At 37.5% G+C, this 13,920-nt stretch carries 10 protein-coding genes and 1 pseudogene; all 11 read left to right on the top strand.

All coding sequences use genetic code 11. The features are described from left to right. Positions 1-352: 352 nt before the first annotated feature. The 11 genes and pseudogenes from ppdK (at position 353) to QUE18_RS09220 (ending at position 13,899) form a co-directional block, all read left to right on the top strand. On the top strand, positions 353-2,977 hold the full coding sequence (ppdK, locus tag QUE18_RS09270) for a pyruvate, phosphate dikinase (RefSeq protein ID WP_008391903.1): 2,625 nt from the start codon (positions 353-355) through the stop codon (positions 2,975-2,977). Between the two features lie 166 nt (positions 2,978-3,143). Continuing rightward, complete coding sequence (locus QUE18_RS09265; protein WP_008391905.1) at positions 3,144-3,827, top strand: YjjG family noncanonical pyrimidine nucleotidase; 684 nt, start codon at positions 3,144-3,146, stop codon at positions 3,825-3,827. A gap of 46 nt (positions 3,828-3,873) precedes the next feature. Further along, positions 3,874-5,271 (top strand): phospholipase D family protein, encoded by a 1,398-nt coding sequence (locus QUE18_RS09260; protein ID WP_009204393.1) that lies wholly within the window; start codon positions 3,874-3,876, stop codon positions 5,269-5,271. A gap of 33 nt (positions 5,272-5,304) precedes the next feature. After that, on the top strand, positions 5,305-6,081 hold the full coding sequence (locus tag QUE18_RS09255) for a Cof-type HAD-IIB family hydrolase (protein ID WP_009204394.1): 777 nt from the start codon (positions 5,305-5,307) through the stop codon (positions 6,079-6,081). 86 nt (positions 6,082-6,167) lie between these two features. Continuing rightward, positions 6,168-6,305 carry a hypothetical protein gene (locus QUE18_RS09250; protein ID WP_173723825.1) on the top strand — a complete coding sequence of 46 codons (138 nt, stop codon included), beginning with the start codon at positions 6,168-6,170 and terminating at the stop codon, positions 6,303-6,305. A gap of 404 nt (positions 6,306-6,709) precedes the next feature. Next, positions 6,710-7,267, top strand: a complete 558-nt coding sequence (locus QUE18_RS09245; RefSeq protein WP_009204397.1) for a hypothetical protein — start codon at positions 6,710-6,712, stop codon at positions 7,265-7,267. Between the two features lie 88 nt (positions 7,268-7,355). Next, positions 7,356-8,107 (top strand): annotated as a pseudogene (locus QUE18_RS13850) (AAA family ATPase). A gap of 6 nt (positions 8,108-8,113) precedes the next feature. Further along, positions 8,114-11,269 (top strand): ATP-binding protein, encoded by a 3,156-nt coding sequence (locus QUE18_RS09235; protein WP_009204400.1) that lies wholly within the window; start codon positions 8,114-8,116, stop codon positions 11,267-11,269. 94 nt (positions 11,270-11,363) lie between these two features. Continuing rightward, entirely contained in the window at positions 11,364-12,317 is a 954-nt protein-coding gene (locus QUE18_RS09230) for an L-lactate dehydrogenase (protein WP_207642001.1), read from the top strand. Positions 12,318-12,345: 28 nt separating this feature from the next. Further along, positions 12,346-12,507 carry a GNAT family protein gene (locus QUE18_RS09225; protein ID WP_008391919.1) on the top strand — a complete coding sequence of 54 codons (162 nt, stop codon included), beginning with the start codon at positions 12,346-12,348 and terminating at the stop codon, positions 12,505-12,507. A gap of 21 nt (positions 12,508-12,528) precedes the next feature. Continuing rightward, entirely contained in the window at positions 12,529-13,899 is a 1,371-nt protein-coding gene (locus tag QUE18_RS09220) for an MATE family efflux transporter (RefSeq protein ID WP_009204402.1), read from the top strand. The last annotated feature ends 21 nt before the right edge of the window (positions 13,900-13,920 follow it).

The raw sequence follows: 13,920 nt of genomic DNA, 5'->3' as shown, positions 1-13,920 counted from the left end.
ATAAAGAAAAAAAGAAGCAGCAAAAACCAGACTATAAAAAGAAAACATTCTTAAAAAACTGAATAACTTTGATATAAAAATGAAATCCTAGGATCTTTTCAGTGAAAAGACTCTGGGATTTTTTATATATTGTATACAAAAAATAAAACATAAAAATCGTTAAAATAAGACAAAAATAACAGTATAAATTGCATCGAAAATCATGTAAATGTGCAGTTTTTATAATGAAAAACGAGAAAAATGAAAAAAATTATGTAAAATACACAAAAAAGTTTTGCAAAATCTGAAATTTGTGGTACAATAAGTTCAATGACATATGAATGTGACATAATTAATTTTAGGAGGTATTGACATGGCAACAAAATGGGTCTACAAATTTAGTGAAGGAAATGCCGAAATGCGTAACCTTCTTGGAGGAAAAGGTGCAAACTTAGCAGAGATGACAGGACTTAATTTACCAATTCCTCAGGGATTCACAGTTACAACAGAAGCGTGCACAAACTATTATGACTGCGGTGGAAAAATCAGTGATGAAGTAGCATCACAGGTAATTGAAGCAATGAAAGACTTGGAAGAGATTCAGGGAAAGAAGTTCGGAGACCTTGAAGATCCTCTATTAGTATCAGTAAGATCAGGAGCAAGAGTATCCATGCCGGGTATGATGGATACGATCCTTAACTTAGGATTGAATGATGAAGCTGTCGAAGGATTTGCGAAGAAGACAGGCAATCCTCGTTTTGCATATGATTCTTATCGTCGTTTTATCCAGATGTTCTCAGACGTTGTAAAAGAAGTGGATAAAGCGAAATTCGAAGATGTCTTAGATGACATCAAAGCAGAGAAAGGTGTGAAGTTTGATACAGACTTAGATGCCGATGATCTGAAAGAAGTGATCAAGAGATACAAAGGTATCTATCGCAAAGCTTTGAATGAAGAATTCCCTCAGGATCCAAAGGACCAGTTATTTGAAGCAATCAAAGCGGTATTCCGCTCTTGGGACAACCCACGTGCTATCTATTATCGTCGAATGAACGACATCCCAGGAGACTGGGGAACAGCTGTTAACGTTCAGACAATGGTATTTGGTAACATGGGAGATACATCAGGAACAGGTGTGGCATTTACAAGAAACCCATCTACAGGTGAGAAACAGATCTACGGAGAATACCTGATCAATGCACAGGGTGAAGACGTAGTAGCTGGTGTTCGTACACCACAGCCAATTACTAAACTGGCAGAAGACTTACCAGATTGTTATAAACAGTTTATGGACATTGCTCATACACTGGAAGAACATTATCGTGATATGCAGGATATGGAATTTACAATTCAGGAAGGAAAACTGTACTTCTTACAGACAAGAAATGGTAAGAGAACAGCCCCAGCTGCACTCCGTATCGCCTGTGAATTAGTAGATGAAGGAAAAATCACAAAAGAAGAAGCAGTTTCAAGAATCGATGCGAAAGCATTAGATCAGTTACTGCATCCAAACTTTGACCAGGCAGCATTGAAAGCCGCTCTTCCAATCGGAGAAGCACTTCCAGCATCTCCAGGAGCTGCTGCTGGTAAAGTATATTTTGATGCTGAGATGGCGAAACTGCATCATGAAGCAGGACTGAAAGTTATCTTAGTTCGTTTAGAAACATCACCAGAAGATATCGAAGGAATGCATGCAGCAGAAGGTATCTTAACAGCTCGTGGTGGTATGACATCTCACGCAGCCGTTGTAGCACGTGGTATGGGAACAGCGTGTGTAGCAGGATGCGGAGATATCAAGTTTGCTGAAGATGGCAAATCTTTCACATTAGGTGGAAAGACAGTACAGGAAGGAGATTATATTTCCTTAGATGGATCCACAGGTAAGATTTATCTGGGTGAGATCCGTACAGTACCTGCAAGTATCAGTGGTAATTTCGATCGTATCATGACATGGGCCGATGAAATCCGTACATTACAGGTAAGAACAAATGCAGATACACCTGCCGATGCATTGAATGCAGTGAAATTCGGAGCACAGGGTATTGGACTTTGCCGTACAGAGCATATGTTCTTTGATGCAGAGAGAATTCCAAAGATTCGTCGTATGATCCTCTCTACAACAAAAGAAGCAAGAGAAATCGCATTAAATCAGTTAATTCCTTATCAGAAGAAAGACTTTAAAGATTTATATGAGGTTATGGAAGGAAGACCGGTCACAATCCGTTTCTTAGATCCACCTCTTCATGAGTTCCTTCCAAATACAATGGAAGAGATCACAGCTCTTGCCAAAGATATGGGAGTTACAGTAGAAGAGATCAATATGAGACGTGCAGCTCTTCATGAATTTAACCCTATGATGGGACATCGTGGATGCCGTCTGGCAGTTACTTATCCAGAGATTGCCAAGATGCAGACAAGAGCCGTTATGGAAGCAGCGATCGAAGTAAAACAGGAAAAAGGATATGATATCGTTCCTGAGATCATGATTCCATTAGTAGGAGAGAAGAAAGAGTTAGCATATGTTAAAGAAGTTGTTGTACAGACAGCTGAGAAAGTAAAAGCTTACTATGAATCTGACATTAAGTACAAAGTTGGTACAATGATTGAGATTCCTCGTGCAGCATTATTGGCAGACGAGATTGCCGAAGAAGCAGAATTCTTCTCTTTCGGAACAAATGACTTAACACAGATGACATTTGGATTCTCTCGTGATGATGCAGGTAAGTTCTTAGAGTCTTACTATGAGAACAAGATTTACGAATCTGATCCATTTGCTAAATTAGACCAGAAAGGTGTTGGACAGCTGATCGAGATGGCAGCTAAGAAAGGAAAAGCAACTCGTCCAGATATCCACTTAGGAATCTGTGGAGAACATGGTGGAGATCCATCATCTGTAGAATTCTGCTACAGAGCCGGATTAGACTATGTATCCTGCTCACCATTCCGTGTACCAATTGCAAGATTAGCAGCAGCTCAGGCAGTATTGAAAGACAAATAAGTCGATCATTATTCATATAATCTATAACAATTCATTCTAACGAAAAGAGATTCATCAATTATGATGAATCTCTTTTTGGATATATGTGCAAGGACAAACATAATTTATACTTTTGATACTTACATCATGTTATAATATCACTATATATTAAAAGGGAGATTGATTTATGATCGATACATTATTATTTGATTTAGACAATACATTACTGGATTTTGATAAAGCAGAAGCCAATGCAATTACAAGGGCATTAGGTGATGTAGGAATTTCTGTGACGAATGAGATGCGTGATTGCTATCATAAGATTAATCTTGCTCAATGGAAATTGTTGGAACAAGGGAAAATGACAAGAGAAGAAGTAAAAATGCGCAGATTTAAGCTTTTATTTCAAGAATTTGATATAAAAGCATCACCACAGGAAGTGGCAAAACATTATCAGGACTATTTAGGACAGGGACACTATTTTATCGAAGGAGCCGAAGAAGTTTTACAGGAATTATCAAAGAGATTTCGTATCTATCTTGTAACGAATGGAACATTGTCTGTACAAAGAGGAAGATTAAAAAGTTCAGGAATTGAGAAGTATCTGCAAGGTGTTTTTATTTCCGAGGAAATTGGATATAACAAACCAAGCATTGAATATTTTGAGAAATGTTTTTCTAAGATTCCAGATTTTAAGAAGGAGAACACAGCGATCATTGGAGACAGCTTGAGTTCTGATATTCAAGGCGGGATCAATGCAGGGATCAAGACAATCTGGTTTCACAGAGCACAAGATCTGACAGAAGATCCACAACCAAAACCCGATTATGAAATCAATAGTTTAAAATCTTTATTAAAGATGTTAAAATAGAGACAGTAAAATTATTTATCTAAATTAAAATAAGGATTTTAGAACAATGAAAAAATTAAAAATAGCAGGAATCGTTCTGATTTTGTTTATTTTGTATGTGATCATTGGAATGCTTGTACCATTTATACATATGCAATCGGTAAGCAAAACAAATAAGTCAAAGATTCATACGGAAACATTTTATTCAACATCAAACGAAAATGGATCAGACCGAGCAAAGATCGTCAGTGATAATCAGGAAGCACTTGATCTGCGGTTGGATATGATACGAAAAGCAAAGAAAGAGATCATTCTATCAACCTTTGATATCCGTGAAGGAAGCAGCAGTGATGATATTTTTTCAGAATTACTCAAAGCATCCAGACGAGGCGTCAAGATAAAGATTCTGGTTGATGGGCTTTATGGAACGATCCATATGACAGGAAAGGATATTTTTGCAGCAGTTGGAAGTGAGCCAAATGTTGAAATTCGTTTTTATAACACGCCAAATCTTTTGAAACCATGGACGATCAATGGATGTCTGCATGACAAATATATTGTGGCAGATCATAAGTATCTCTTAATGGGTGGCAGAAATATGTTTGATTATTTCCTTGGAACACACAAAGGAAAAAGCAAAGGTATAGACAGGGAGATTCTGATCGTCAATCAAGGATCAAAAGATCAAGGTGCAGTCGGACAGATCAGAAGATATTTTCAAAAAGTCTGGAACTTAGAAGTCTGCAAAACAAAATTTAGTACATGCTCAAAGAATAAAAAAGAGAAGGAAGTCAAGCGCCTTTTATCCCATGCAGAGAAAGTGAAAGTTCCAGATTATGATTATCAAAAGATTACAGTTCCAACGAAGAAAACAACACTGGTAACCAATCCGACAACAATTTATGGAAAAGAACCAGTTGTATTTGAAACGCTGAAGCAGTTGATGTTACAGGCAAAAAGCAAAGTTATCATTCATACACCATATGCAGTGTTTTCCAAAGAAATGTACGAAGGGATCGCACAGGTGAAACAACAGGTTCCGAACACAACAATGATCTTGAATTCAATCGCATCAGGAGATAATATTTGTGCATCAGCAGATTATCAAAAGAACCGATCAAAGATTTTAGGTACAGGAGTGTCACTGTATGAATATATGGGCAGACATTCCACACACGGAAAATCTCTGATCATTGATGATGATATAGCAGTGGTTGGTTCTTACAACTTTGATTGCAGAAGTACCTATGTAGACACAGAAACGATGCTTGTTGTACAAGGAAAAGAGATCACAAAACAGCTGGAAGAAGATTTTAGCAGATTAAAAAGCGGATCTTTGAAAGTGAATCAAGATGGAAGTTATCAAAATGACAAGGATGTAGCAGAACGCACGATGGATAGCAAAAAGCAGGGTATGATCAAGATTTTGTCTTATATCATACAGGCATTTCGTTATTTAGCGTAAACTCTCATCATAATATAGAAGGAAAAGAAAGACATGAAAGATATTAAAATCATATTTTTTGACATTGATGGTACATTGATCGCTATGGATCAAGATACGATTTCAGAAAAAACATTAGAAGCATTAAAGCGACTACAGGAAAAAGGAGTCAAACTTTGTTTGGCAACAGGAAGAGGACCGATGCTTGTCCCACATTTTGAAGGAGTTGAGTTTGATGCATTTCTTACATACAATGGGTCTTATTGCTATGATCACAGTGGAACACTCTATAGCAATTGTATTCCATTAAAAGATATTGAAAGGATCATTAAAAATGCAGACAAAATGGGAAAGCCAGTTGCATTAGCAACGAAAGACCGTATGGCTGCAAATGGAAAAGATCAGGACTTGATCGATTACTATGCATTTGGGAATGCCGAAGTTGATGTAGCAGAAGATTTCGAAGATATAAAAAAAGAAAAAGTTTATCAAGTGTTGATGGGTGCAAGAGTAGAAGAGTATCAAGAGATCTTAAAAGGTGTCCAGGGAGCTGAGATTACGGCATGGTGGGATCGAGCAGTTGACATCATACCGGTCAATGCAGGAAAAGGAGCAGGGATTGAGAAAATGTTAAAACATTATGGCATAGATAAATCTCAGGCTATGGCATTTGGGGATGGCAATAACGATATCGAAATGTTAAAAGCAGTTGGCAATGGAATTGCAATGGCAAATGCATCCGATGATCTGAAAGCAGTGGCAGATGAAATCTGTGGAGATGTTTCGGAGGATGGAATTTATCATTATTGTTTGGAAAAGAGACTGATTTGAGCAGCAGATGAGGGCGATGAATTCTGTCCTCGTTGTGATGCAAATCTTACATTGCAGAAAAGATACTGAATATGGAAAAGCGTACGATGAAACCATTATATGCAAAAGACAAGCGGGATGCATGCATCATCGTAGCAGTGAACCACAGAAAATATGATCTGGGCGATATTGATGAAATACTGGAAAATCAAAGGTTGACGAAATTATCAAAAGGAATTGAATAACGGATTTATTACATCCTCACCATTATGGTGGGGATTTCTTTTTATTCAGAAGTGTACAATTGTAACCAAACAAAAGAAGGAGAAATGAATATGAAGAAGAAAATATTGTTAGGATTAGTGCTTATTTTTCGTTTAATGGATATGGGGTTAGTCGTAGACAATTTGAAGCATATGTAGAAAAAGTAAAAACAAAATTTTCAGATATTGAAACTGACGACAGTGACATAAAATATTTTGAAGCAAAAAATAATAATGGTGATGAAATAGAATTATCATACTATACGGAAATTCAGGTTAGAGTTACAAAGAAATTAGCGGATATTCAATAAATACATAGGAAAATATTTTACAAAAAAATTTCACAAGAGTATAATTAAAGAAATTTAAATTTACGGAGGAAGATCATGAGCAAACTTACAGATTTTATAAAGTTAATGACTGGTCATTTTGACAACAAAGAACAATTTGACAAAATGCAGGCAGAAGGAAAAACCTATCCATATGCAAAACACATCAATACAGCATGTAACGATAAAATCAAAAATCTCCCAGAAAACTTCAATGGTACATTTGTTGTAGAAGAAAGTTACTATAAAACAGATGGAAAAAGCCACACATCACCACATCTTTTTCTTATTTCAGAAAATAATGAAGGAATTGTGCTTTCTTCCTACGATATTCCGAATGGAGAAGATAAGAATACATTTTCTTATGATTCTATGAAAGCAGTAGATTACAGTGAACTGAACGAATCAAAAAAATTCACACCAGCACTTTATCGCGAGAAGGATGGTGTCTGGGAAGGCGGCAGTACAAGCCAGTTTTCACCAGTTATGATCTTTAAATTATGGGAAAGATTTTCAGAGGATAGTCTGGAGGTATCAGAGATCATAGAAGTAAATGGAAGAAGAACATTTGGATATGATGATCCAATCGTGTATAAACGGAAGATTTTTGTTTGATTGTATCTCACTACACATCATGTTATAATGTTTTGTAAATTATAGCATAAAAGAAAGATTTCCATGGGCGAGCATAGTGGAGGTGTATATGGCAGACACTTTGAAATTACCAGTAGGTGTTGATAGTTTCGAAAAAATCAGAAGAAACAGATTTTATTATATAGACAAGACAAAGCTGATAGAACAACTTGTAGAAATGGGTGGAGAGGTAACACTGTTTACGCGTCCTCGTCGTTTTGGAAAGACATTAAATATGAGTATGTTGCGTTCCTTTTTTGAGATAGGTGCGGATGCTTTATTGTTTGAAGGGCTGTATATTGCTAAAAACAAATCCCTTTGTGAAGCGTTATTATCAACAAATGATTTCTATGATTCGAGGGATTTTGGTTTTACAGATCATGAGGTAAAGAAAATACTGGATGATTATGGATTGACATCACATTTAAAAGAAATAAAGGAATGGTATGATGGATATCATTTTGGTAATGCTGATATATATTGCCCATGGGATGTCATAAATTATATAGATCAGCTTAAGTATGATCAGTCAATGGATCCACAGGATATCTGACACACAAAGGCCGTACAGAAAGTGGAAAATACCATCTGATAATTCCAAACCGAGAGATCAGGAATTTTTTTGTAAAGAAGATCAGAGAGTGGTTTTCGGATGTCTCAAGAAAAGATGGTGGGAATCTGGATGCTGCGTGTGATGAAGCATTAAGACAGATTGAGGAAAAAGATTATACAGCGAAACTAAAGCAGGATGGAATGATAAATTTCATCAAGTACGGGATTGCATGTTATAAGAAATTTTCTAAAGTAGTGATAGGGGAATAAAAGTTTATGTCTGATACGGCAAAAAGAAAAAAACCAAATATGATCCATATCGGCATCGGTATTCTGACGGTACTTTTAGTGGTCTTTATCGTCATCCTGATGCAGTTGGTCTCGAACATTCAGGGAACAGCCCGCGTTGTAAATTATGCAGGGTTAATAAGGGGAGAAACACAAAGGATTATTAAGCTAGAGAATTCCGGACAGCGAGAAGATGAGCTGATCAAGGAAGTGCAGTCCTTTATCGAAGGGCTGCGTCATGGCAATGACCAATTAAAACTCGTACGATTAAAGGATGATGATTTTCAGGATAAGATGAAGGAACTGGATGAATATTTTATTTCCTTACACAAAGAAATTTATCGTGTGCGGACGGTCGGCTATGAGCATACAGATATCATTTCAAAGAGCGAGAGATTCTTTAAGATCTGTGATGAGGCAACAGGTCTTGCGGAAGTATATGCACAGAGAAAAGCAACGTCATTAGCAACTCTTGAGAAATTCATCACAGCAGATATCGTTGTATTGATGCTGCTGATCGGATATGAGTTTATTAAAGCGGTCCGTTTTGCGGCGATGAACCGTATATTGCGGCATAAAGCTTATTTAGATAATGCAACAGGACTTCCGAATAAGAATAAATGTGAAGAGATATTAGGTGAACTGAATCCACCAGAGGATATTATTGTATGCAGTTTTGACCTTAATAATCTCCGTCGGATCAACGATAGTATGGGACATGATGCAGGAGATGCGTATATTTATCGGTTTGCTGTTTGTCTGCGATCTTCCATACCATCGGAACATTTTGTCGGAAGACTTGGGGGAGACGAATTTATCGCAGTGCTGCAGGGGCTTGATAAACAAGCGGTGAGAAAGCTATTTGAAGATCTTCGCAAAGATATAGCAGCAGAATCCAAAGAACATCGAGAGATTCCGTTAAGTTATGCAGCGGGTTTTGCTATGGCAAGTGATTATCCTGGCAAAACAATGAGAGAATTATTCAATGATGCAGATAAAAATATGTACATCAATAAAAACCATGTGAAACGGGAAGAAGCACTTGAAGAGAAGCGGTTGAATTATCAATTATTAAAACTGCTGAATCAACATGGAAAGAACTTTTTAGACTGTTTATATTGTGATGCTAAGCTGGATACATATCGTGTGATCCGTTCCAGTGAAAACTTTTTCTTAGCTTTAGATGGTGCGTATTCCAGTGCAGTAGAGCAGATCGTACAGGAAAAGATTGGGAAAGATGAGCAGAAGAACATTTGGGAAAGGCTTCAGATCACAAGACTTCAAGAGAAGATGAAGGAGAAACAGGATGTACAGGAATATCAATATGATATGCAGGAAGAAGGATTCTATAAGCGTATGACATTGATCCCAGTTGACTGGGATGAAGATAAGAAATTACATCATTTTCTTCTGGCATTTGAAATCATCCGAAAAGGAGCTGACGATCAGACAGGGGCCAGAGAACAGTTACAGATTTATTATGAACAGCTAAAACAATCAATCATTGAAAATGACAGTTATGTCGATGCACTTTTGGAATTATCCGATGTGATCTATACGGTCAATCTAAAGACAGATATTCTGGAGAAAAATATTATTCTAAAGGGAAAAGAGCAAAAGAACAAAGAGCTGTTTCTTGATTATCCATTACCATGTAATTATCAGGATTACTGTGCAGAATATGAGAAAAAAGTCACGAAGGAGACAAAAGCAGAGTATAATATGACAAATGATACGAAAAAACTGCTGGAGAGATACAACAATGGTGACACAAATATTTCTGTGGAATATTGTTTTCATGAAGATGATGGAAGTATTCGCTGGGTACAAAAAACAATTCTTATGACACAGATCGTGGTATACGATGAAGAGACAATGAGCGAGATTCCGACAGTTTATGCGATCACGCTCTTACAGGATACATCGCAAAGACATAAACAAGAAGAATTAGAACACGCACGTTTACAGGCAGCATTTGACGAAATGCGTACAGCAAGTCAGGCGAAGACCGATTTCTTAAGCCGTATGAGCCATGATATCAGAACACCATTAAATGGAATCATTGGACTTCTAAATATCAATGAAAAACATTTCGATGATCAGAAACTGGTATTAGAGAATCATAAGAAAATGGAAACTGCTGCCAAACATCTGCTTTCTCTGATCAACGATGTATTGCAGATGAGTAAGATCGAGGAAGGTCAGATCACACTGGCACACCAAGAGATTGCTGTGAAGAAACTGATGCGGGAAGTTGAGACGATGATCAGAGAGCGGGTTCTAGAGGCAGGAATCCGATGGAACTATGAAGAAGATAACATAGATGACAGATATCCATATGTATATGCAAGCCCATTGCATCTTCGTCAGATCTTATTGAATATTTATGGAAACTGTATTAAATATAATCATCCGGGTGGAACTATTTCTACAAAGATGGAACAAATGGATGTTCATGATAAGATCTGTACGTATCGTTGGACGATCAAAGACACGGGAATTGGTATCAGTAAAGATTATATCGATCATATTTTTGAGCCATTTTCACAGGAAAAGATGGATGCCCGAAGTGTATATCAGGGGACTGGGCTTGGAATGTCGATCGTCAAGGGACTGGTAGAACAGATGCATGGAGAAATCAAAGTGACAAGCGAGAAAGGAATGGGATCTACCTTTGTGATTACGATTCCATTTGAAATCGCACAGAAGAAAGAACAGCCAGTGGCTGAGAAGATAGTGGAGCAAGCAGATATTCGTGGTTTAAACTTATTAGTTGCCGAGGATAATCAATTGAATGCAGAAATCATACAGACACTTCTGACGGATGATGGAGCCAATGTCACTGTTGTGGAAGATGGGCAACAGGCAGTGGATCAATTTAAGAATGCTCCACAAGGAACATTTGATGCGATATTAATGGATATTATGATGCCGGTTATGGATGGATTGACAGCGACCAAGGAGATTCGATCCATCAAACGAGACGATGCAGCACAGATACCGATCATCGCTATGACAGCAAATGCATTTGAAGAAGATGCAAAGAAATGTTTTGCAGCAGGGATGAATGCACACTTAGCGAAACCATTTCAGATTGATAAGGTTGAAAAAACATTAGTACAATGTATTCATAAGAGTATATAATAAACAATATAGTAAAAATCTTTTTGCATGAATTGATATAATGGAATTGGGTGATAATATTGTCATTCTAAAAAATGTAAAAGGAGACCCAATAATGAGTAAAGGAATAAACAGCAGAAAAGTAGCAGTGATCGGAACAGGATTTGTAGGTTCATCTTCTGCATTTGCATTAATGGAAAGTGGATTATTTACTGAAATGATGTTGATCGATGCTGATAAGAATCGTGCAGAAGGAGAGGCATTAGATATTGCCCATGGACTCCCATTTGCCAGACCAATGAAGATCACAGCAGGCGATTATGATGATATCGTGGATGCAGCGATCATTGTTGTGACAGCGGGTGCAGGACAGAAACCAGGAGAGACAAGACTTGATCTTGTCAAGAAAAATGTAGCAATCTTTCAATCGATCATTCCAGAGATCGCACAGAGAAAATGTGAAGGGATTCTTTTGATTGTAGCCAATCCAGTAGATATTTTGACACAAGTTGCAGTAAAACTATCAGGATTTCCTGAAAACAGAGTCTTTGGTTCTGGTACAACCCTAGATTCTGCCAGATTAAAATATCTTCTTGGAGAACATTTACAGGTAGATGCAAGATCTGTTCATGCATGGATCATCGGGGAACATGGAGATTCTGAAATCGTAGCATGGTCAAGTGCCAATGTATCAGGCGTACCAATTTCAGAATTTTGCGAGATGAGAGGTTACACAGAACACGACGAGCATATGGAGGAGATTGCACAGGGAGTCAAAAACAGTGCATATAAGATCATTGAAAAGAAAAAAGCAACATATTATGGAGTTGCAATGGCTGTCAGAAGAATCTGCGAAGCAATCATCCGAGATGAAAAATCTGTATTACCAGTATCTTCTATCCAACATGATACCTATGGAATTGAAGGTGTTACATTAAGTATGCCAGCGATCGTAGGAAAAAATGGTATTGAGAAACAACTGGCGATTAAGCTGAATGAAAAAGAACAGGAAGCATTGAAGAAATCAGCAGAAGCCTTGAAAGAAGTGTTAGAAGATCTGGATATTTAAAAATTTATTTTTGGCCAGGAGGATTCGTATGTGGTTTATGATCAGGAAATTACAGAAAACAGATATAAATAGAGTTGCAGATATATGGTTAGATACAAATTTAAAAGCACATGATTTTATTCCTGCCAAGTATTGGAAAAACAATTTTCAATTAGTAAAAGAATATGTAATGATATGGTCGCAAAAATAAATTCACAGGAGAGAAAAGTAATTGGAAGGAAATTTAACAAAAGGACCAATTTTAAAAACACTAACGAAACTTGCGGTGCCGATCATGGCATCGTCATTTTTAGGAACATTATACAACATTACAGACATGGCATGGATTGGACTTCTTGGATCAAAAGCAGTTGCCGGAGTTGGTGTCGGAGGCATGTTTACGTGGTTTTCACAAGGATTAGCTTCGATGTCGAGAATGGGAGGACAGGTACAGGTAGCACAATGCATTGGACGAGGAGACAAAGAAGAAGCCCATAAGTATGCACAGACAGCAGTTCAGCTGGCAACGCTTATGGGACTTTTATTTGCAGCAGTGATGTTACTGTTTTTGCATCCGCTGGTAGGATTCTTTCAGCTACAAGATCCAGAGGCATTGCAGGCAGCATTATCTTACACAAAAATAGCCTGTGGATTGATCGTGTTTTCATTTTTGACACTCACTTTAACTGGAATCTATACAGCACAAGGAGATTCAAAGACGCCATTTATAGCCAATTTTATAGGACTTGTAACGAATATGATCTTGGATCCATTACTGATCCTGGGGCTTGGACCAGTAAACAAGTTTGGGGTAAATGGAGCTGCGATTGCAACAGTAAGTGCACAGGCAATTGTTATGACTATTTTGATCCTTGGAATTATCCGACAGAAAAAACAAAATGTATTAAAAGGAATCAAGTTATTTACAAAAATTCCATTTAAATATCTAAGTGGAATCTGCAAGATTGGTATTCCGACAGCGATTCAGGGAATGGTTTACTGTGGAATTTCCATGGTATTAACTCGTATGGTTTCAGGGTTTGGAGCAGAAGCAGTTGCAGTCCAGAGAGTCGGAGGGCAGATTGAATCTGTTTCATGGAATACAGCCGATGGATTTGGGACAGCTCTAAATGCATTTATCGGGCAAAATTATGGAGCAGGAAAGATGGATCGTGTCAGAAAAGGATACAAAGCCTCTTTGTGCAGCGTTGGAATATGGGGAATCTTTATTACGATCATGTTTGTTTTTCAACCAAAGGCAATCGCAGAGATTTTCTTCCATGAACCAAAGGCAATTATGATCGCGATCGGATATTTGACGATCATTGGGGTGAGTGAAGCGTTTATGGCTGTAGAACTGATGACAGTAGGGGCATTATCAGGATTAGGAAAAACACATTTATGCAGTGTGATCAGCATTTTATTTACCAGTGCAAGAATTCCGCTTGCGATCATTTTGGGTGGAGCATTGCTTGGACTGGAAGGTATATGGTGGGCATTTTCTGTGACATCAATTGTAAAAGGAATTATCTTTGTATGTACATTTTGCTGGATCACGAGAGACAAAGGTACGGCAAAAATGACGAAACTCAATAAGGAATAATAGAATTATTGCCGATAATAT

The sequence above is a fragment of the Anaerostipes hadrus ATCC 29173 = JCM 17467 genome (assembly GCF_030296915.1).
GTDB classification, from domain to species: Bacteria; Bacillota; Clostridia; order Lachnospirales; family Lachnospiraceae; genus Anaerostipes; species Anaerostipes hadrus.
The sequence above is the reverse complement of the archived record's forward strand: the minus strand, read 5'-3'. Positions and strand labels throughout refer to the sequence as shown.